We start from the raw sequence: 20,458 nt of genomic DNA on the forward strand, positions 1-20,458 counted from the left end.
CATCTATCTATTCGTAAAAAAAATAAAAAGAAGACCAAGGATCTTCTTTTTTCATTTATTCAGATTTAGTAGTTGACCAGCTACTTTCAATCATCGGTAAGATTGTTTTTAAAGTTTCCCCATCCCCTTCAAGTGAAACATAGCGGATTTTACCATCATTTGATCGGAAAACCCAGGTAACGAGGTATTTCCCTGACTTAGCAATTGCATTGACAACATAGGCTTCATAGCCTCCAATGGTCGATTTGGAGCCCCAAACCTTACTGAAATCAGAGCTTTGTTCTTTAGAAGTTAAAATACTAGATGAGACAGTCACAACATCCAGTTTAGCATATTCTTCTTCGCTGATATTAAACTGCTCAGCCTTGAAGGTATTCAGCGTAACAATGTTGATATCTGTTCCATCACAATACTGTATATCATTTCCACCTTCTACTTCATGGAATCGAACCCATGATTTGGGTACCTTGACAAAGCCATACTCATTCGAGCCGATGATTTGCGTCTCTTCCTTTTTCGCTTCAGAAACAGCAGAACTAGAACTACTTGTTTCCTGACTGCTAGAAGAACTAACAACTGCAGTCGAACTTTCTTCGGTTGCTGTTTGCGAATTATTGGAGCATGAAGCTAGAAAAACACTAGCAGTAACTACAGTACCTAAAATTAATATTTTTTTCATCCTACCACCTTTCCATCTGCATTATAAGAAAAATAAGGACTTCTGTCAAATTCTAACCTAATCGATTCTGTTAGCTTCCGATTTTATAGCTCATATTTAAAGCAAAAACTCTTGAAAAATCTTCAAGAGTTTTATTTTCTATTTCTATTCTTCATCCATGCTCAAGACGCTGAGGAAGGCTTCTTGTGGGACTTCTACTGATCCGATAGCTTTCATTCGTTTCTTACCAGCTTTTTGTTTTTCAAGGAGTTTGCGTTTACGAGAAACGTCACCACCATAACATTTGGCAAGTACGTTCTTACGAAGGGCCTTGATATCAGTACGAGCCACGATTTTGTGCCCAATAGCTGCTTGAATTGGTACCTCAAACTGTTGACGAGGGATGATTTTCTTGAGCTTATCCACGATGAGTTTCCCACGTTCGTAGGCAAAATCCTTGTGAACGATAAAGCTGAGGGCGTCCACCTTGTCTCCATTGAGAAGGATATCCATTTTGACTAGCTTAGATGAGCGGTACTCTGACAATTCGTAGTCAAAGCTTGCATAACCACGCGTCGAAGACTTAAGCTTATCAAAGAAGTCAAAGACAATTTCAGCAAGCGGAATTTGATAGATAACATTGACACGATTATCATCAATATAGTCCATGGTCACAAAATCCCCACGCTTGCGCTGAGCTAGTTCCATAACTGCTCCGACAAACTCCTGCGGTACCATGATTTGCGCCTTGACATACGGTTCTTCAATGGTCGCAATCTTAGTTGGATCTGGAAATTCAGAGGGGTTAGACACATCCATAGACTCACCATCAGTTTGGTTAACCTTATAGATAACAGACGGAGCTGTCATGATGAGGTCAATGTTGAACTCACGCTCTAAACGCTCTTGGATAACATCCATATGGAGAAGTCCAAGGAATCCACAACGGAAACCAAATCCCAGCGCCTGAGATGTTTCTGGTTCAAACTGCAGGCTGGCATCGTTGAGCTGCAATTTTTCAAGGGCTTCACGAAGGTCATTGTACTTGTTTGATTCAATTGGATAAAGACCTGCAAAGACCATAGGATTCATCTGCTTGTAGCCATCTAGCGGTTCTGCTGCAGGATTGCTTGCTAGGGTCACTGTATCACCAACACGCGTATCTTGAACCGTCTTGATGGAAGCTGCAATATAACCAACATCACCAGTCGCAAGGAAATCGCGGCCTACTGCTTTCGGCGTGAAAATACCAACTTCCGTCACATCAAAGGTCTTGCCATTGCTCATGAGCTGAATCTTATCGCCAGGTTTAATCACTCCGTCCATAACACGCACTTGGAGGATAACCCCACGATAGGCATCATAAACTGAGTCGAAAATTAAGGCTTTTAATGGAGCTGCAACATCACCCGTTGGTGCTGGCACTTTTTCAACGATCTGCTCAAGAATTTCTTCAATACCAATACCAGCTTTGGCTGAAGCTAAGACTGCTTCGCTGGCATCCAGTCCGATGACATCCTCAATCTCTGTACGTACACGCTCTGGATCAGCTGCTGGAAGGTCAATCTTGTTAATGACTGGCAGAATTTCCAAATCATTATCCAATGCTAGATAAACGTTAGCAAGTGTTTGAGCTTCAATCCCTTGAGCCGCATCAACCACCAAAATCGCTCCTTCACAGGCAGCTAGCGAACGCGACACTTCATAGGTAAAGTCCACGTGCCCTGGCGTGTCAATCAAGTGGAAAATATAAGTTTCCCCATCTTTTGCACTGTAATTCAACTCAATGGCATTCAACTTAATGGTAATCCCACGTTCACGCTCAAGATCCATACTATCCAAAAGCTGGGCTTGCATTTCACGACTAGAAACCGTCTCCGTCTTTTCCAAAATGCGGTCTGCTAGGGTTGATTTCCCATGGTCAATATGGGCGATAATAGAGAAGTTTCGAATCTTCTCCTGTCGTTTTTTCAAATCTTCTAAGTTCATGATGCTCTTCCTTTCAGGGTATCTATTAATTATAAATTGTTTTTAACATTTTGACAAGACCATACCCTGCTAGGAGTACTAATCTTCGGCAATAAAGCCATCATTTTCGATAAAGTAGTGTTCGGTCATTCCTTGGTCTGTAAAGATGATTCCATGAAGGACACCACCATAGACAGCTCCTCCATCCATACCAATCTTGCCATCCTCTGTTATCCAAAGCTCAGCTGTACCTCGGTCTTGCTTGAGCAAACCATAAACCGGTGTATGCCCAAAGACAATGGTTTTTCCAGTATGATTTTCAGCTTCGTGGAATGGTTTTCTGAGCCAGACTTTCTTGTAATCTGTTGTTTCATGCCACTCATCCAAAGTTAAATCAATACCTGCGTGAACAAAGATATATTTGTCTGTCTCTACTACAAATGGCATTTGACGAATAAATTCGACCAAGTCTGCCGCTTCAGTCGCAACCCGTTTGGCATCTTCTACGCCATCAACTGGTGCATCCAAGGGACGACCTAAAATAGAGTTAATAGTTGTATCTCCACCATTGCGACGATAATGGTCATAGCTTTCTTCTGGGTCATCGAGCCAAGTCAGAAACATATACTCGTGGTTTCCTGATAGACAGATAGCTCCTTGATTGTCGACCAAGTCTTTGACCATTTCTAGAACACGGCGACTGTCTTCACCACGGTCAATCAAATCCCCTAGAAAGAGCAACTGGGTGTGACCATCCCATGTTTTGAGCAGGTCTTCCAGCATACCTGCTTTTCCGTGAACATCTCCAATTACATAATAGTCTGTCATTTATTTCTCCCTCGTTTGCAATAATTCTCTAGCTTGGGTAAGGGCCGCCTCTGTTACATTTTGCCCAGCCAACATTTTAGCTACTTCCTCTACTCGCTCTTCTAAAGTCAAAAGGCGAACCGTCGACACCGTTGAGTGCTCATCGCTAATCTTCTCAATAAAGAATTGATAATCCGCGATGGCAATCACTTGTGGAAGGTGAGAGATAGCAAGAACCTGACCATGCTGGCCTATCTTATGAATCTTCTGTGCGATGGCTTGGGCCACGCGACCTGAAACTCCCGTATCCACCTCATCAAAGACAATACTGGTCTTGCCTTCTTTACGAGAAAAGGCAGACTTGATAGCCAACATGAGACGGGATAATTCCCCACCGGACGCAACTTTGACCAAAGGCTTAAAGTCCTCACCTGGGTTGGTGGAAATATAAAACTCGACTGTTTCATTCCCCTCACGACTAAATTTGCCCTTGCTAAAGCGAACCTGGAACTGTGCCTTCTCCATATAGAGATCCTGAAGTTCTTGTTTAATCTCAGCCTCAAGCTGCTGGGCCAAATCATGACGAGCTGATGCAAGTTGCCCTGCCAAATCGACAAGATTAACTTCCAATTTCTTGAGCTCTGCTTCCATGTCTTCAGAAGAAAGGTTATTACCCGTCAAGAGATTGTACTCATCCGTAATCTTGGCAAAATAAAGCAAAACGTCGTCCACAGTTCCACCATACTTGCGGGTAATAGTATTTATAAGGTCTAAGCGATTTTCAACCTGCATGAGGCGATTGCCATCAAAATCCAAATCCTCAATAATATCTTCTAAACGCTTGGTAATATCTTCTAAAACATAGTATGTTTCTGATAGAGAACTTGAAATTTCACGGTATTCAGGGTCATATTCTTCGACACTTTCCATGTCATTCATGGCCGAACGGACATTAGCAAGACTGGAGAATTCCTCATTGTCCAGCATACTGTAGGCATTGGTTAGGGTATCTGCAATATTTTTATGATTGAGGAGTTTATCTCGTTCTTGGTTGAGAGCCAAGTCTTCACCAGCCTGCAAGTTTGCAGCCTCAATCTCTGCCATTTGAAATTCCAACATTTCGATACGTGCCTTATGTTCCTGTTGGTTTTTCTTGACTTCCAAAACCTGCTTGCGCATTTTGCGATAGGCATCAAAGCTCGTCTGATAGGTCTCCTTCAAGTCCAAGAAAGCAGCATCACCAAACTCATCCAACATCTGGATGTGCAGTTGAGGACGCATTAACTCCTCTTGGTCATGCTGACCATGGATATCCACAAGGTGTTGCCCAATGGCACGCAAGACAGAAAGATTGACCATCTGACCATTCACGCGACTAACACTACGACCATTTTGCAAAATTTCCCGGCGGATGATAATCTCATCACCCAATTCTAAACCTTGCTCTTCAAAAAGTTCCTGTAAAAGGCGACTATTTTCAACCGAAAAAAGCCCCTCAATCTCTGCCTTTGGCGCACCATGACGAATAACGTCTGTCGTTGCACGAGCCCCCAACATGAGATTCATAGCATCGATAATGATAGACTTTCCAGCACCCGTTTCCCCGGTTAAAACAGTCATACCCTTTTCAAAATTGAGCGAAATCGCCTCAATAATGGCAAAGTTTTTTATCGAAATTTCAAGTAACATACTGACCTACCATTTTTTGACTTGTTCAACAATTTCCTCAGCTGCCTCTGCTGTTCTAGCTACAATTAAGATAGAATCATCATCAGCTAGACAGCTAAAAATCTGTTCAGAAAATGCTTCAACCAACTGACTCTTCACAAAAATAGTATTTCCAGGAATGACAGCAAGGTTAATCATATTTCCCATTAACTCAGAACTCACAATATTGTCCTCAGCCAATTGCAAACTCTTGACGATTGATTTTGGCAACTCATAGATATAGGTGTTGTTCTTCAAAGGAATTTTAACAATCCCAAGCTCCTTGATGTCCCTTGAGACAGTGGCTTGAGTAGCAGAAATACCTGCTTCCTTCAAATGCTCAACAATTTCTTCCTGAGTCCCGATTTGATAATCCGTAACAAATCTTCTAATTTTTTCAAGTCTCTCTTTTTTATTCATCTTTAAATTCTCTATGTGCTCTCTCTACAACTTTTTCTATTTCAGGAGCAACTTGGTTACTTGCTCCATCTTCCTTTTTCAAATATGCCAAAAATTCGATGTTTCCATGTCCACCTTGGATTGGTGAATAGTCTAATCCAAACACTGAAAAACCTTGTTCAACTGCCATAGCAGTGACAGATTCAAGGACATGTTGATGAACCTTGGCATCGCGAATGATTCCATTCTTTCCAATCTGCTCACGACCTGCTTCAAACTGGGGCTTAACCAGAGCCACGACCTGACCTTGATCAGCCAAGACACGGTGCAAGGCAGGTAAAATCAGACTGAGGGAAATGAAACTCACATCAATACTGGCAAAGCTCGGTTCCTGCTCAAAATCAGTCTTTTCAGCATAGCGGAAATTGAACTGCTCCATGCTGACAACCCGTGGGTCTTGACGTAATTTCCAAGCCAACTGATTGGTACCAACATCGACTGCAAAGACTAACTCAGCACCATTTTGCAACATGACGTCAGTAAATCCTCCAGTGGAAGCACCGATATCAATCGTGGTCGCTCCATCAACTGACAACCCAAAGACCTGCAAGGCTTTTTCTAATTTCAAACCACCACGGCTAACATACTTGAGTTTTTCACCCTTGAGTTTTAGATCAGTGTCATCTGGGATTTTCTCTCCTGGCTTGTCAAAACGCTCCCCATTGAGGACTGCTACAACTAGACCAGCCATGACACCGCGTTTAGCCTGTTCTCGCGTTTCAAACAAGCCCTGTTTATAAGCTAGTACATCCACTCTTTCCTTAGCCATTGATTCTCAAACTTTCTACTACTTTCACAATCGGCTCTGTTTCAAAGCTGACTTGCTGGGCAATTTCTTCTAACTTGGCATTAGCTTGATCCAAGGTTTGGTTACAAAAAGCAATGGCCTCCTCCAAACCCAGCAAGGCTGGATAGGTTGATTTTTCAGCCTGCAAATCCTTTTGTGGAGTCTTGCCGATTTCCTCAAAACTAGCTGTCACATCCAGCACATCATCTCGAACTTGAAAGGCCAGCCCAATCAATTCACCCACAGTTTTCAATTTTGCTTGGATTTCTGGTTCCAATTCCGCAATGATAGCAGCTGCTTGGAAAGGATAAGCTAGTAATTTTCCAGTCTTATTGGCATGAATGGTCTGAAGTTCTTCCAAGGATAAATGCTGGTGTTCGCCTTCCATATCTAAAACCTGCCCTGCCACCATACCTAGACTCCCTGAAGCAAGGGATAAGTTGGCAATCAAATCCACCTTGATCTGACTTGATAAATCTGCCTGCGCTATCAAGGCATAGGGATCTAGGAACAAGGCGTCTCCTGCCAATATTGCCATCGCTTCGCCAAATTTCTTATGATTAGTTAAACGTCCCCGACGGTAATCATCGTCATCCATGGCAGGAAGGTCATCGTGAATCAAGCTCCCTGTATGAATCATTTCCAAAGCCGCGGCCACCTGCGCGTGAGCAGGTTTAATAGCGACCTGCAAGGCTTCCAGAACTTCTAACAAGAGAAAAGGCCGAATACGCTTGCCACCAGCATGAATGGAATAGAGAACGGACTCTCGCAAACTAGAGGCAAACTGCTGGTCTCCATAAAAATCTTCCAAAGCAGACTCGACAAGAGCTAATTTTTCTTGCTTCTTCATTCAAAATCACTTTCTGTTCCGTCTTCTTGCATGACCTTGACTAAGGTCTTTTCAGCCTTGTCCAACGTCGCTTGGAGCTCTTTTGACAAGACCATGCCCTTTTGAAAAGCAGCAATCGCATCTTCCAAAGCAATTTCACCGTTTTCCAAACTTTGGACAATGGTCTCTAGTTCTACTAGATTTTCCTCAAATTTCTTTTGTTTTGACATCTTTAACCTCTAATTCTACTTGACCATCTCGCATCAAAAGCATCACTTGGTCTTTTTTATTCAACATCTCAACAGAATCGACTACGGACTCTTCTTTTTTGACAATTGCATAACCACGCGCTACGATTCGACTGGTATCCAACATCAGCAGAGCTTCTGAAAGTCGCTTGACTTCAGCAACCTTGGCATCATAAACCAGCGCCATTTGGCTGCGTAGGAACTTGTCCAACTGACTTAGACGGTCTTGATAACGCTGGATTTTGGTAACAGGTGATAATTGGACTAGTTGATGCGTCCTTGCTTGGACTAGCTGTTTGCTATCAGAAATCCGTGTTCGCAAACTTTGTTTTAATCGCAGTTGCAGCTGATCCAACCGTTGCAAATAGCCGTCATACAAGCGCTCTGGCTGTCTAAAGATGACCGACTGACTGCATTTTTTCAGAGCTTCTTTTTTTCTTGACAGGACATTCTGAACTGCTGTCGCCATCCGCTTTTCTTGATTTTGCAAATGCGTCAATAGATCCAACTTGGTCACAGGCGTTGCCAATTCAGCCGCAGCTGTTGGCGTTGCAGCCCGTCTATCTGCCACAAAATCCGCCAAGGTCACATCCGTCTCATGACCAACACTAGAGATGATGGGTAAACGGGATTCAAAAATAGCCCGTACCACGATCTCTTCGTTAAAAGCCCAGAGATCCTCTATGGAACCCCCACCACGACCAATGATGAGAACATCTAGGTCCTCACGTTGATTGGCACGCGCAATATTTCGAGCAATTTCCTCCGCTGCTCCATCTCCTTGAACCTTGGTCGGATAGAGAAGGATATCGACACCAGGAAAACGTCTGCTTACGGTTGTGATAATATCCTGAATAACTGCGCCACTGCGACTGGTTACTACCCCTATTCTCTTAGCAAACTGGGGAAGAGGTTGCTTGAACCGTTCTTGAAAAAGACCTTCCTCCGTTAGTTTTTTCTTGAGTTGTTCAAACTGAATCGCAAGCGCCCCGACTCCATCAGGCTCAGCCTTTTCAATGATGATGGAGTAGCTCCCGCTCGGTTCATAGATTTGCACACGCCCAATCACATTGATTTTCATTCCCTCTTCCAAGTCGAAACCTAATTTTTGATAAATCCCAGACCAGATGGTCGCTTGAATGACTGCATGATCATCTTTTAAGGAGAAATATTGGTGAGTAGGTCGTTTACGAAAGTTGGAAACTTGACCAGTTAAATAGACCCGTTCCAAGTAAGGGTCTTTATCGAATTTCATTTTCAGATACTTGGTCAAAGTTGTTACCGATAAATACTTTTCCATCTCCACCTACTATTCATTTTCTTGCTTTTCCATGGGTATTATTATACCAAAAACATGCTTAAAAATCACCTTTTTCCTACTGAAACTAAAGGAAAAATAGAAAAAGGAGGCTAGGCCTCCTCATCTGATTATTTACTGTTTCGCGCTTCTTCCAAAATCTTAGAAATTTTGGTGGTCAAAAGGTCGATAGCAACTGTATTGCTAACCCCTTCAGGAATGACGAGATCCGCATAACGTTTGGTCGGCTCAATAAACTGGTGGTACATAGGTTTTACCACACCTAGATATTGGTCAATCACGCTATCCAGACTACGACCACGCTCCTCCATATCTCGCTTGATACGACGAATAATACGCACATCATCATCTGTATCCACAAAAATCTTGATATCCATCAAATCGCGCAGACGCTTGTCCTCCAAGACCAAAATTCCCTCAACGATAAAGACATCTTGAGGCTCCTGACGATAGGTCTTGCTACTCCGTGTATGCGCTGTATAGTCATAAGTTGGAATGTCCACCGGACGCCCTGCCAACAATTCCTTAATCTGCTCAATCATCAAGTCTGTATCAAAGGCAAAAGGATGATCGTAGTTGGTTTTGACACGCTCTTCAAAAGTCAAGTGAGACTGATCCTTGTAGTATGAATCATGCTCAATCATGGAAATCTTTTCATCAGGGAAATGCGATAAAATGGCTCTTGAAACACTGGTCTTACCACCACCAGAACCACCTGTCACTCCGATAATGATTGGTCTATTTTGCATGCTATCCTCCGTTTTTTGATCCGTCGTCTATTCTATCATATTTTTTGCAAAATTTATAGTCTGATTTGGATAGTCTAGGGGGAAACGATTCCATCCCCACACTCTAGTTAAACTAGACAAAAACCTTCCTTGGCTTGTAGAGATTGCCCCGTTTTTCTAGAATTGCTAGCAATTTATCATCTTCAAAGGCAGCTAACTCCTTATCCGATTGTTCTAGCTCTATAAAACGACCAAAGCGGACTTCTGTAGCCTGTTCTGGAGTTAGGAAAACTTTGACAAGATCCCCTGTTCCAATCTCTAAGGGATAAAGAAAATCCAGTTTTCCAGCCTCTACTTTTTCGGAAATTTCTTCTAAAGTCAGTGCGTCCTCGAGTTGCAAACCTGCAGCACTAGTCCGAGTCAAATGGGACATATGAGCCGCATAACCCAGCTTCTCTCCCAAGTCAAGCGATAAGGTACGGATATAGGTTCCCTTACTGCATTTTACACGAAAAGTAAAGCGTGCAAGATACCCATCATAAAAAATGGGGCTCGTTCTTTCAAAACTATAGATTGTTACCTGACGTTCTGAGCGCTCAACTTCCTGACCAGCACGCGCATACTCATAGAGCTTTCGACCATTAACCTTGACAGCCGAATACATAGGGGGAATCTGAGTAATAGGCCCAGTCAGACTCGCAATCGCTTCATCGACAAGCTTTTCATCCAAGGGCGACAAAACAGGTGTCTCTGCGACCACTTCCCCACTGGCATCCTCGGTCGTCGTTGAATAGCCGAGAGTAATTTCTCCCTCATAGACTTTGCCCTCATCCTGCATAAACTCGACCATTCGGGTCGCCTTACCAACTGCGATAGGCAAAACACCCACCACATCCGGATCCAAGGTTCCACCATGACCAATTTTCTTGGTTCCCAAAATCTTACGCAGTTTAAAGACCGCATCGTGCGAGGTCATCCCCGCTTCTTTTTTTAAGTTGATAATACCGTTCATGTGTTGCTTTCTAGTTTACTTTTTACTTCTATTCCTCATTGTTTAAATCAATTTTTTTAATATCATATAAATCCTCAGAGTAAAATGGTTTACCCGACTCAATTGGTAAAATATATTCAAAATTATCATCCTTTTCAAGTTGCTTATATTTTCCATTAACAACCAAAAAGTAGTCAGCATTTATGTTGTAATATCCATCTGGAAAGCTTGAAAAATCAATATCTCCTAGTTCCAATAGGTTGCTTTTGCTAAGTGTTAAATGCAAGCAAAGTGCTCCCTCCTTCATAAAGTCTTTAACAGAAAGAGTCGCATATCCTCTAAAAGCTTGTTTTTCTTTACTGAATGAATTTTGATTTTGAAGAGCCTTTTCTTTTATTAAAGGAGTTATCCTATATGAATTTGATATTTTAAAACCAGGGCTAGCTAATGGCTGTTCTTTATCATCAATAACTACTAAATCATATCCTTTCTTTTGTATTGCACTTTCTACAGCTGATTTAAAATCATTCAGAACTGTCTGTGCCTCTTGGCTCGATGCAGAAAGCCTCAAGAATTCTTTAAAACCATAATTCTCATTAATGAAACTGACCTGTGTTAATTTTTGACGAATGTACTTAGCACCTACTTGGATAGTCATTCCATTATCCGATACTTCAAAAATACTAATATCTGAAACGTTACTATCTATTTCTACGCTTTTAAGAGCAACATCATAATTCATTCCCCTAGAAGAATAAAACTCTTTTAATTGTTGAACTTTAGCATTATTTCTAAAGTGGATTTGAATTCTACTTCCTACAAATGGAGAAAAAATACCAATCAAAAATAGAATAAGTAACTTACGACTTAATTTTGGATAATAGTTTTCCTTTTGATAAATCCAATCTAAATACGGAAATAAAAATAATGAAAAAATGAAACTCCAAAGGTCAATATCTTTTATAAAGTCAAAGGAAACGATTATTTTAAATCTTAGCAAAAACATCAGAAAAATTGCTAAAAAAATATTTCCAAGCAATAGAAAAGCAATGATGCGTTTCGATTCATTTTTTGCTTTTCGCACATAAGATATCCCCACCAGAAGATTAGCCAAAAAACTAATTCCATAACCGATTATAGTTGGAATAAATCCAAAAATAGCAAAGATTAAATTATATCTTGAGTCAGTATCGCCTACACCTTCAATATTTAAAAGACCATATAGAAGATTAAGAAAAAATACAACTAGTGGCAAATATGCAATATAGATATCCGATAATTTCAAAGTTTTTTTCATAGGAACTCCTGTTTTTAAGGTAATCTTATTCCCCCTTCAACGCTTCAAATTTCGCTTTCATAGTTGGATTTTTTCGGGTCAATTTTTTAACTGAAACATCTTCCAATTTATTGTTAGCGAGGCGGAGTTGGTTTTCAGATGTGGTTAGGAACTTTTTGACCTCTTCCATGCGTTTGATGGCTTTATCAATTTCATCAATAGCTTTTCCAAAGTTGGTTGAAGCAGAGTTGTAGTTTTTGGCAAAAGCTACTTTGAAGGCATCCAAATCTTCCTCAAAATGCGTAATATCGATATTCTGCTCCCGAACAAGCGCTAACTCCTGCTTGTATTTTAGGGAATTAAGTGCAGCATTTCGTAAGAGACCAATTAACTGGATAAAGAACTGGGGACGAACCACATACATCTTTTCATACTCATGACTGACATCGACAATTCCTGTGTTAAAGTAGTCGTTATCTGCTTCTAACATGGTCACCAACACGGCATATTCACAGTTCTTCTCCCGACGATCCTTGTCCAATTCCTTGTAAAAATCTGCATTCTTATGCTTCTTTTCTGTGCCGTCCGCTTCATTTTTCATTTCAAACATGATAGAAATGAATTCTAACCCATTTTCATCACATTCACGGAAGATAAAATCGCCTTTAGAACCACGCGCAGAAACCTTATTATCCTTCTCAAAGTAGGCATTTGGAAAAGCAAAACTACGGACCTTGTTAAACTCACTTTCCGCATACTGTTCTAAACTTTCCCCGATAGCTTTGGTTGATTGTTGAGCTTTGAAATTCTTGTAAAATTCTACTTGTTCACTAGCAGCCTTGAGCTGGGCTTCATAGTTTTGTTTAACAGAAGCCAAAGACAACTCATTTTCCTTTTCTTGCAAGAGGAGCTGATTTTTAACTTGATCCCGTTCTTTTTCTAGGTCAGAAAGAGTCTTTTGTAGCTGATTTTCATGTTCCAAGCGCAGGGTAGCCAATTGGTTTTCCAAGGTCTGTACTTCCTTATCCTTTGCCAATAAAGCCTCATGACTTGTTTGTTCAACCTCTTTTTTAGCCAGTTCTTTCTCTGTATCAAAGTTTTGGATTTGACTCTGTAATTGCGCAATTTCTTGGTCTTTTTGAGCTAGTTTAGACTGTTGCTCATTCATAGCCTTCTGCTCAGCTAGGGCAAGCTCTTGCTTCATGCGATCGTGCAATTCCTTATCAAACTCAGCTGTTCTTACTTGTGACAAGAGTTCGGCATACTGGCTTTCATTTACTGTAAAGACTTCCCCACAGTTGGGACATTTGATTTCGTTCATAACTTTCCTCTTTCTAGACTTCTGTAACCATTATATCATGCCTGAGGGAAAATCAAAAACAGCGAGTCGAAACCCACTGTTAATATCTTTTACTTTAAATTTTTTCCAAGGCCAAGCGCAAATCTTCAATCAAATCCTCTACATTTTCAAGTCCGATAGACAAGCGGATTTGGTTGGGTGTGACACCTGCTGCTTCTAGGTCTTTTTCTGACAATTGACCGTGAGTGGTTGTCGCAGGATGGACAACAAGAGATTTGGCATCTGCCACGTTTGCAAGGTCAGAGAAGATTTCCAAATTATCAATTACCTTGCGAGCTTCTGTCTCTCCGCCTTTAACATGGAAGGTAAAGATTGAACCAACACCTTTTGGCAAATATTTCTCAGCCAAGGCATGATATGGACTGTCAGCTAGTTTTGGATAATTTACCTTCTCTACCTTAGGATGATTTACAAGGAAATCAACAATTTTCTCTGCATTTTGTACATGACGTTCAACACGAAGAGAGAGAGTTTCAAGCCCTTGGAGCAAGAGAAAGGCATTAAATGGCGACAAGGCAGCACCTGTATCACGGAGCAATTGAACACGAACAGCGATAATAAAGGCTGCTGCACCCACATCACGAGTATAGCTCAAGTTATGGTAACTTGGGTCTTCCTCAACAAATTGAGGGAACTTCCCTGAAGCCTCCCAGTCAAAACGACCACTATCGACAATCACTCCACCAATAGTCGTACCATGCCCACCGATAAACTTGGTTGCTGAGTGAATGGCAATATCTACACCATGAGAGAAGACGTTAATCAAATATGGTGTGGCAAAAGTGTTGTCCGAAACGAGAGGAATCTGGTGTTTATGCGCAACCTCAGCCAATTTTTCCAAGTCAGGAATGTTAATCAAGGGATTCCCCAAGGTTTCAATCAAGACAAGCTTGGTATTGTCATTGATAGCTGCTTCTACTTCTTCCAAATTATCCACATCCACAAAGGTTGTTGTAATCCCATAACGAGGAAGGGTTTCCTTCAAGAGGTTGAAGGTCCCACCGTAAATAGTTGATGCAGCCACCACATGATCACCTGCGTGAGCAAGCGCCAAAATAGTGTAGGTTACAGCAGCCATACCTGATGCTGTCGCTAGTGCTCCAACACCACCTTCAAGAGCAGCGATTCTTTCTTCAAATGCCGCTGTTGTAGGATTGGTAATACGAGTATAAATGTTTCCTGGTTTTCTCAAGGCAAACAGATCTGCACCTTCCTGCGTGTCATCAAAAACGAAGGATGTTGTTTGATAAATCGGTACTGCACGAGACTTAGTTGCTGGATCAACTACTTGCCCAGCATGTAATTGTAGAGTTTCAAATTTAAAATCACGAGTCATAAGACGACCTCCAAATAGCTTCATTAGGGATATTGTATCATCTTGGGCTAGTCTTTTCCAATACCGTTTTTCTATATTTTGATATAAGGAACAACTATGACTAGTCTTACACATCAAACAAAAAAGCACGATTAACTCGTGCTCATTTCTTTAATCGACATAAGTATCTTCGTTTTTATTGAGGAAGGCGTATGGCAAGCCCATCAAGAGACCTCCTCCGATAAAGTTCCCGACAAAGGTTACACCCCAGTGACGAAGAATATTAGGTATGTCAAAGTTAGCAATAGAATCAGCTGCAACACTGAACTTAACAATCGCAAAAGAAGCAAAGTTCGCAGCAATGTGTTCGTTTGTTAAGAATACAAACATGTAAATTGCTGATAAGACAAGCCAAAGTTTAGCCCCACCGTCTTTCACCAAAACGAAGGAAAGAATGGCAATGTTTACAAAGATATTGGCTAAAATACCTTCAAGTAAGACTAGCTCATTGGAACGGCCTAACTTCATCTCTACAACCCCTGAAATGAAGCTATCATGTGTTAGATTTGCATAGGCTGCTGAGTGGGCAAAGCCCCAACCTGCTATCAAAGCTCCGATAAGGTTGAACAAGGTACAGTAAAGTAAAATCTCAGCTGTTTTTCTCCATGAAATTTTTTTCAAGAAACTACCTGCTGTCAAAAACATCATATTTGAAGTTACCAACTCGGCATTCAAGAAAACAATGTAGGCCAATCCCCAAGCAAAAACGAATGGGAAAAGGAAGCGACCACTACCTGGAGCGATCTTATTAATCAAGTCAGCCCCAACCGCACCTGCAGCCGTACTAAATGTTAAAAAGGCACCTGCAAACATGGAACGAATCGCATACTTAAACTTACTTTGGCTATAAAGACTTTCTTTCTTCTTGCAAGCAAATTCAATCTTTGAAATAAATTCTGAAGAGACCATAAAAAACTCCTAAACTTTTATTTGTGATAATTATAACATAATTCTTGTTTTCTAGAAAGCGTTTTCTGTAAAATTCTAAAATATTTATCTTAAAAATCTTTATCCTAAGCATTCCTGTCCTTTTTCATAAGAACTATTTTGATCCTATTTTGTTAACATAAAAACCAGTGAAATAGCACTTCACTGGTTCATTCATTCTTAATAACGTTGTCTATACGGTTGATTAAAGGCCTTCAAAATATCCTCAGAAGTCTCAGAATAAGCTTTTGATTCTTTAAAGATTCCTTTGACGATTATACGTTCAGTCGCATTATAATCAACACAGGTAACCAAAGTAATCTCCTTTACGCCATCACGATCTTCGATTTCATCTACACGGTCAGGTGTGACACGTTTAACTTCAGTAATCTCATAAGTATAAACTTTATCCTTATCCGTTAGGTAAATTTTCATACCTGCTTTGGCATTGACCAAAGGTGAGAAGAGCATTTGACTGGCATTTTCAGCAGTAAAGATATGGTGACTGGCTAGAGAATAGTTTCCTTCCCCCATTTTTTGGTCTGGTTTCATGGTCCCTGCTCCGTAGAACAGGTTTACATTATCCAACCCTTTGAAAATAGGGAGGTTAATCTCCACCTCAGGAATAGCGATACCTCCAATAACAGGAAGTTTCTGAGCATCCCATTGTGAAGCCAATACAGCTTCAGATGAAATAGACTTAACAGAGTCAAAATCAAAATTTCCCTCGGATTTTAGGTTTTCATCTATATTTTCCTTAGTGACTTGATTGACTTGGTATTTATTGGTATTCCATACCAAAAAGATATCGCGAATCTTTGAATTAAAAATCAAGGCTAAGGAAAGAAGAATTAAGAAACCCGCTAAAATATTGATAAATAGATTTCTGCGCTTATTTTTCTTACTCTTTTTATTTTTCGTTTTTTTATGAGACATTATGCTTCACCTTCTGTTTCAATTTCAGTCCCAACTTCTTCTTTTTCTGCCGCAGCAACCGTAGTAAAGGTCACAATCTTAGCATCCTGATCTAGACGCATCACCTTAACTCCCATAGTTGAGCGTCCAGTTTGTGAAATATTGGCAACATTTGTACGGATCATGACACCTGTATCTGTGATAATCATCAGGTCTTCATCGCCTTTAACAGTAAGGAGACCAGCCAGAGGACCATTCTTCTCAGCAACATTGGCTGTCTTCATCCCTTTACCACCACGGCCTTTAGTAGGATATTCAGTAGCAAGTGTACGTTTACCATATCCTTTTTCAGTGATGATAAGAACCTCGTCTTGGTTTGTAATCACGCTAGCGCCAACTACTGTGTCACCCTCACGAAGATTGACTCCTCGAACACCAGTCGCGATACGGCTCATGCCACGAACAGCTGATTGATTAAAGCGAACAGCATAACCAAACTTGGTACCAATGATAATATCCGTATCTTCTTCTGTCAGCAAGACATTAATCAATTCGTCTTCATCCTTAAGATTCAAAGCTTTAAGTCCATTTTGACGAATATTAGCGAACTCTTTAACACTGGTTCTCTTCACAATACCGTGACGGGTTGTGAAGAAGAGATAGGCGTCATCACTACGTTCAGACTCAACGTTGATGATGGTCTGAATACTCTCACCTTCGTCTAACTTCAATAGATTGACAACTGGTAAGCCCTTAGCAGTACGACCGTATTCAGGTATTTCATAACCTTTTAGTCGATATACGCGTCCTTTATTGGTAAAGAAGAGCAGATGATCATGGGTGCTGGTTGAAACCAACTCACGCACAAAGTCATCATCCTTAACTCCCGTACCTTGAACTCCACGGCCACCACGTTTTTGAGCAGTAAACTCACCTTGGTCCAAACGTTTGATATAGCCCTTGTTAGATAGGGTAATCAAGACATCCGTTTCTTCAATCAAATCTTCATCTTCAAGAGTTAAGACTTCTCCGATCATCAACTCCGTACGACGCTTGTCACCAAACTTGCGTTTGACTTCGTCCAGCTCCTCTTTGATGATTTGCGCCACGCGCTCAGGCTTGGCAAGAATATCAGCCAAATCTTCAATCAAGGCAATCAATTCATCATATTCAGACTGAATCTTATCACGTTCCAATCCTGTCAAACGACGAAGACGCATATCAAGGATAGCTTGACTTTGACGCTCTGAAAGCTTAAACTTGCTCATCAACTCAGCTTGCGCTTCCGCATCCGTTTCACTAGCACGGATAATACGAATCACTTCATCAATGTGATCCAGAGCGATTAAAAGACCTTCTAAGATGTGCGCACGCGCTTCTGCTTTTTCCTTGTCAAAACGAGTACGGCGAACAACCACTTCTTTTTGGTGCTCGATATAAGCATCCAAAATTTGACGAAGGGACAAAATTTTTGGCACACCATTTTGAATCGCCAACATGTTGAAACCAAAGTTGGTTTGCATCTGGGTCATCTTGAAGAGGTTGTTAAGGATAACGTTGGCAGACGCGTCGCGTTTAACCTCGATTACAAAGCGAACGCCTTCGCGGTTGGACTCATCACGTACGGCTGTAATGCCCTCAATTCGTTTTTCCTGAACCAAGCGAACAATATGCTCATGTACCTTGGTTTTATTAACCATATAAGGGAATTCCGTTACAACAATACGCTCACGACCCGTCTTAGTGGTTTCAATCTCTGTACGAGAACGAAGGACAATGGAACCTTTACCGGTCTCATAAGCTTTGTGGATCCCTGATTTCCCCATGACAAGAGCACCAGTTGGAAAATCTGGACCAGGCAAGACTTCCATCAAGTCCTTAGTCGTCACTTCAGGATTGTCCATAACCAACTTCACTGCATCAATGGTTTCACCCAAGTTGTGAGGGGGAATATTGGTTGCCATCCCAACGGCGATACCCGTTGCTCCATTGACCAAAAGGTTTGGAAAACGAGCTGGCAAGACCAAGGGTTCACGCTCATTGGCATCGTAGTTGTCTACGAAATCAACCGTGTTTTTATTGATATCACGAAGCATTTCTAGAGCAATCTTGCTCATACGTGCCTCAGTGTAACGCTGCGCGGCAGCACCGTCCCCATCCATGGAACCAAAGTTTCCATGCCCATCAACGAGCATGTAACGGTAGCTCCACCACTGGGCCATACGAACCATAGCCTCATAAATAGACGAGTCTCCGTGAGGGTGGTATTTACCCATGACATCCCCTGTGATACGGGCTGATTTTTTATGAGGTTTGTCTGGAGTAACACCTAGTTCATTCATTCCGTAAAGAATACGGCGGTGAACAGGTTTTAAACCATCTCGAACATCAGGAAGAGCCCGCGCTACGATAACACTCATGGCGTAATCGATAAAGCTAGTCTTCATCTCCTTTGTCAGATTGACATTCACTAAATTTCTATCCTGCATTCATAAATGCCTCATTTCACTATTAGTAATTAGATATATTATACCATAATTTGTCCTTCATTTCAGCCTTTGAAAATCGCTAAAACGTTTACATTGATAACCGAATAGAATATTCGTGACAAAGCTTTTTAAAAGTGATAGAATGAAAGTGTCTGGGGATTCCCCTAAAAAAAATGAAGGAGATGTTTAGATAATGACTTCAACTAAACAACACAAAAAAGTGATCCTTGTTGGTGACGGTGCCGTAGGTTCATCTTATGCTTTCGCACTTGTTAACCAAGGAATTGCACAAGAGCTTGGAATTATCGAAATTCCACAATTACACGAAAAAGCTGTTGGTGATGCGCTTGACCTTAGCCACGCCCTTGCCTTCACTTCACCTAAAAAAATCTACGCTGCTCAATACTCTGACTGTGCAGACGCTGACCTTGTTGTTATCACTGCAGGTGCTCCTCAAAAACCAGGTGAAACTCGCCTTGACCTTGTAGGAAAAAACTTGGCTATCAACAAATCAATCGTAACACAAGTTGTTGAATCAGGGTTCGATGGTATCTTCCTTGTTGCAGCTAACCCAGTTGACGTTTTGACTTACTCAACTTGGAAATTCTCTGGATTCCCTAAAGAACGTGTTATCGGTTCAGGTACTTCACTTGACTCAGCACGTTTCCGTCAAGCACTTGCTGAAAAATTGGATGTTGATGCTCGTTCAGTTCACGCCTACATCATGGGTGAACACGGAGATTCTGAATTTGCGGTTTGGTCACACGCTAACATCGCTGGTGTAAACCTAGAAGAATTCCTTAAAGACACTCAAAACGTTCAAGAAGCTGAATTGATTGAATTGTTCGAAGGTGTTCGTGACGCTGCCTACACAATCATTAACAAAAAAGGAGCTACATACTACGGTATCGCTGTAGCACTTGCTCGTATCACAAAAGCAATCCTTGATGACGAAAATGCAGTACTTCCACTTTCAGTCTTCCAAGAAGGTCAATACGGTGTTAAAAACGTCTTTATCGGTCAACCAGCTGTTGTTGGTGCACACGGTATCGTTCGTCCAGTAAACATCCCATTGAACGATGCTGAAACTCAAAAAATGCAAGCATCTGCTAAAGAATTGCAAGCTATCATTGATGAAGCATGGAAAAACCCTGAATTCCAAGCAGCTTCTAAAAACTAATGAAAAGAAGGTTCTCAAACATGGGAACCTTTTTCTTTTTTCTTTTTGCCCCAAAAATACCCCAAAGCAACAAAAAAGCCTATCGACCAAGCAATGAAGCTTGATACAATAGGCTTTTTGAAAATTCATTATTTAACAGCGTCTTTAAGAGCTTTACCAGCTTTGAATGCTGGAACTTTAGAAGCTGCGATTTTGATTTCTTTACCAGTTTGTGGGTTGCGACCTTTACGTGCTGCACGCTCACGAACTTCAAAGTTACCGAAACCGATCAATTGAACTTTTTCACCAGCTGCAAGGTATTCAGTTACTGCTGCAAATACAGCGTCAACTGCTGCTGCTGAATCTTTCTTAGTCAATTCTGTAGCTTCTGCTACTTTAGCGATCAAATCTTGTTTGTTTGCCATGTTAACAAATCCTCCAAATAATTTCTAATTAA

Annotated in this window: 19 protein-coding genes; 1 reads left to right on the forward strand and 18 read right to left on the reverse strand. The window is 41.2% G+C overall.

Annotation, left to right across the window (positions count from 1 at the left end; genetic code table 11):
* Positions 1–55 precede the first annotated feature (55 nt).
* From HMPREF2766_RS02330 to gyrA, 17 genes are all read right to left on the reverse strand, one after another.
* Positions 56–679, reverse strand: a complete 624-nt coding sequence (locus tag HMPREF2766_RS02330) for a hypothetical protein (protein ID WP_070567530.1) — start codon at positions 677–679, stop codon at positions 56–58.
* Between the two features lie 144 nt (positions 680–823).
* Positions 824–2,647: a translation elongation factor 4 gene (gene lepA, locus HMPREF2766_RS02335; protein WP_070567532.1), complete on the reverse strand. Its 1,824-nt coding sequence runs from the start codon at positions 2,645–2,647 to the stop codon at positions 824–826.
* A 78-nt stretch (positions 2,648–2,725) separates the two neighbouring features.
* On the reverse strand, positions 2,726–3,454 hold the full coding sequence (locus HMPREF2766_RS02340; RefSeq protein WP_042902185.1) for a metallophosphoesterase family protein: 729 nt from the start codon (positions 3,452–3,454) through the stop codon (positions 2,726–2,728).
* Positions 3,455–5,122, reverse strand: coding sequence for a DNA repair protein RecN (recN, locus tag HMPREF2766_RS02345; protein WP_049479358.1), 1,668 nt, complete (start codon positions 5,120–5,122; stop codon positions 3,455–3,457). It lies immediately after the preceding gene.
* Between the two features lie 6 nt (positions 5,123–5,128).
* Entirely contained in the window at positions 5,129–5,560 is a 432-nt protein-coding gene (locus HMPREF2766_RS02350) for an arginine repressor (RefSeq protein ID WP_001034390.1), read from the reverse strand.
* Positions 5,553–6,368 (reverse strand): TlyA family RNA methyltransferase, encoded by an 816-nt coding sequence (locus HMPREF2766_RS02355; RefSeq protein ID WP_001041047.1) that lies wholly within the window; start codon positions 6,366–6,368, stop codon positions 5,553–5,555. Before HMPREF2766_RS02355 ends, HMPREF2766_RS02350 begins: the two co-directional genes overlap by 8 nt.
* A complete protein-coding gene (locus HMPREF2766_RS02360; RefSeq protein ID WP_070567534.1) occupies positions 6,361–7,236 on the reverse strand; it encodes a polyprenyl synthetase family protein in 876 nt (291 codons plus the stop codon). Before HMPREF2766_RS02360 ends, HMPREF2766_RS02355 begins: the two co-directional genes overlap by 8 nt.
* Positions 7,233–7,445: an exodeoxyribonuclease VII small subunit gene (locus HMPREF2766_RS02365; protein WP_061420846.1), complete on the reverse strand. Its 213-nt coding sequence runs from the start codon at positions 7,443–7,445 to the stop codon at positions 7,233–7,235. Before HMPREF2766_RS02365 ends, HMPREF2766_RS02360 begins: the two co-directional genes overlap by 4 nt.
* A complete protein-coding gene (gene xseA, locus HMPREF2766_RS02370; protein ID WP_070567535.1) occupies positions 7,423–8,763 on the reverse strand; it encodes an exodeoxyribonuclease VII large subunit in 1,341 nt (446 codons plus the stop codon). The genes HMPREF2766_RS02365 and xseA overlap by 23 nt, the downstream gene beginning before the upstream one ends.
* Positions 8,764–8,891: 128 nt before the next feature.
* Positions 8,892–9,530: a uridine kinase gene (gene udk / locus HMPREF2766_RS02375; RefSeq protein ID WP_049518807.1), complete on the reverse strand. Its 639-nt coding sequence runs from the start codon at positions 9,528–9,530 to the stop codon at positions 8,892–8,894.
* Positions 9,531–9,642: 112 nt separating this feature from the next.
* Positions 9,643–10,521 carry a tRNA pseudouridine(55) synthase TruB gene (truB, locus tag HMPREF2766_RS02380; RefSeq protein ID WP_070567537.1) on the reverse strand — a complete coding sequence of 293 codons (879 nt, stop codon included), beginning with the start codon at positions 10,519–10,521 and terminating at the stop codon, positions 9,643–9,645.
* 28 nt (positions 10,522–10,549) lie between these two features.
* Entirely contained in the window at positions 10,550–11,797 is a 1,248-nt protein-coding gene (locus tag HMPREF2766_RS02385) for a glutamyl-tRNA amidotransferase (RefSeq protein WP_070567539.1), read from the reverse strand.
* Between the two features lie 25 nt (positions 11,798–11,822).
* Positions 11,823–13,097 (reverse strand): DUF2130 domain-containing protein, encoded by a 1,275-nt coding sequence (locus HMPREF2766_RS02390; RefSeq protein ID WP_001002602.1) that lies wholly within the window; start codon positions 13,095–13,097, stop codon positions 11,823–11,825.
* A gap of 94 nt (positions 13,098–13,191) precedes the next feature.
* A complete protein-coding gene (locus tag HMPREF2766_RS02395; protein WP_070567541.1) occupies positions 13,192–14,472 on the reverse strand; it encodes an O-acetylhomoserine aminocarboxypropyltransferase/cysteine synthase family protein in 1,281 nt (426 codons plus the stop codon).
* 150 nt (positions 14,473–14,622) lie between these two features.
* Complete coding sequence (locus HMPREF2766_RS02400) at positions 14,623–15,420, reverse strand: formate/nitrite transporter family protein (protein WP_000254787.1); 798 nt, start codon at positions 15,418–15,420, stop codon at positions 14,623–14,625.
* 198 nt (positions 15,421–15,618) lie between these two features.
* Positions 15,619–16,374 carry a class A sortase gene (locus HMPREF2766_RS02405; RefSeq protein WP_000018508.1) on the reverse strand — a complete coding sequence of 252 codons (756 nt, stop codon included), beginning with the start codon at positions 16,372–16,374 and terminating at the stop codon, positions 15,619–15,621.
* Positions 16,374–18,842 (reverse strand): DNA gyrase subunit A, encoded by a 2,469-nt coding sequence (gene gyrA / locus HMPREF2766_RS02410; RefSeq protein ID WP_049479366.1) that lies wholly within the window; start codon positions 18,840–18,842, stop codon positions 16,374–16,376. Before gyrA ends, HMPREF2766_RS02405 begins: the two co-directional genes overlap by 1 nt.
* 193 nt (positions 18,843–19,035) lie before the next feature.
* On the opposite strand from gyrA, the gene HMPREF2766_RS02415 reads away from it, so the two are divergent.
* Positions 19,036–20,022 (forward strand): L-lactate dehydrogenase, encoded by a 987-nt coding sequence (locus tag HMPREF2766_RS02415; protein ID WP_000204722.1) that lies wholly within the window; start codon positions 19,036–19,038, stop codon positions 20,020–20,022.
* Between the two features lie 128 nt (positions 20,023–20,150).
* Here the strand turns inward: HMPREF2766_RS02415 and HMPREF2766_RS02420 are convergent, their stop codons facing one another.
* Positions 20,151–20,426 carry an HU family DNA-binding protein gene (locus HMPREF2766_RS02420; RefSeq protein ID WP_001284636.1) on the reverse strand — a complete coding sequence of 92 codons (276 nt, stop codon included), beginning with the start codon at positions 20,424–20,426 and terminating at the stop codon, positions 20,151–20,153.
* Between the last annotated feature and the right edge of the window lie 32 nt (positions 20,427–20,458).

Origin of the sequence: Streptococcus sp. HMSC076C08 (genome assembly GCF_001810825.1) — a bacterium.
Taxonomy (GTDB): Bacteria; Bacillota; Bacilli; order Lactobacillales; family Streptococcaceae; genus Streptococcus.

Excerpts from the sequence above, each read along its gene's own strand:
- HMPREF2766_RS02330 (WP_070567530.1), bottom strand. The coding sequence starts at position 679 with ATGAAAAAAATATTAATTTTAGGTACTGTAGTTACTGCTAGTGTTTTT.
- lepA (WP_070567532.1), bottom strand. The coding sequence starts at position 2,647 with ATGAACTTAGAAGATTTGAAAAAACGACAGGAGAAGATTCGAAACTTC.
- HMPREF2766_RS02340 (WP_042902185.1), bottom strand. The coding sequence starts at position 3,454 with ATGACAGACTATTATGTAATTGGAGATGTTCACGGAAAAGCAGGTATG.
- recN (WP_049479358.1), bottom strand. The coding sequence starts at position 5,122 with ATGTTACTTGAAATTTCGATAAAAAACTTTGCCATTATTGAGGCGATT.
- HMPREF2766_RS02350 (WP_001034390.1), bottom strand. The coding sequence starts at position 5,560 with ATGAATAAAAAAGAGAGACTTGAAAAAATTAGAAGATTTGTTACGGAT.
- HMPREF2766_RS02355 (WP_001041047.1), bottom strand. The coding sequence starts at position 6,368 with ATGGCTAAGGAAAGAGTGGATGTACTAGCTTATAAACAGGGCTTGTTT.
- HMPREF2766_RS02360 (WP_070567534.1), bottom strand. The coding sequence starts at position 7,236 with ATGAAGAAGCAAGAAAAATTAGCTCTTGTCGAGTCTGCTTTGGAAGAT.
- HMPREF2766_RS02365 (WP_061420846.1), bottom strand. The coding sequence starts at position 7,445 with ATGTCAAAACAAAAGAAATTTGAGGAAAATCTAGTAGAACTAGAGACC.
- xseA (WP_070567535.1), bottom strand. The coding sequence starts at position 8,763 with ATGGAAAAGTATTTATCGGTAACAACTTTGACCAAGTATCTGAAAATG.
- udk (WP_049518807.1), bottom strand. The coding sequence starts at position 9,530 with ATGCAAAATAGACCAATCATTATCGGAGTGACAGGTGGTTCTGGTGGT.
- truB (WP_070567537.1), bottom strand. The coding sequence starts at position 10,521 with ATGAACGGTATTATCAACTTAAAAAAAGAAGCGGGGATGACCTCGCAC.
- HMPREF2766_RS02385 (WP_070567539.1), bottom strand. The coding sequence starts at position 11,797 with ATGAAAAAAACTTTGAAATTATCGGATATCTATATTGCATATTTGCCA.
- HMPREF2766_RS02390 (WP_001002602.1), bottom strand. The coding sequence starts at position 13,097 with ATGAACGAAATCAAATGTCCCAACTGTGGGGAAGTCTTTACAGTAAAT.
- HMPREF2766_RS02395 (WP_070567541.1), bottom strand. The coding sequence starts at position 14,472 with ATGACTCGTGATTTTAAATTTGAAACTCTACAATTACATGCTGGGCAA.
- HMPREF2766_RS02400 (WP_000254787.1), bottom strand. The coding sequence starts at position 15,420 with ATGGTCTCTTCAGAATTTATTTCAAAGATTGAATTTGCTTGCAAGAAG.
- HMPREF2766_RS02405 (WP_000018508.1), bottom strand. The coding sequence starts at position 16,374 with ATGTCTCATAAAAAAACGAAAAATAAAAAGAGTAAGAAAAATAAGCGC.
- gyrA (WP_049479366.1), bottom strand. The coding sequence starts at position 18,842 with ATGCAGGATAGAAATTTAGTGAATGTCAATCTGACAAAGGAGATGAAG.
- HMPREF2766_RS02415 (WP_000204722.1), top strand. The coding sequence starts at position 19,036 with ATGACTTCAACTAAACAACACAAAAAAGTGATCCTTGTTGGTGACGGT.
- HMPREF2766_RS02420 (WP_001284636.1), bottom strand. The coding sequence starts at position 20,426 with ATGGCAAACAAACAAGATTTGATCGCTAAAGTAGCAGAAGCTACAGAA.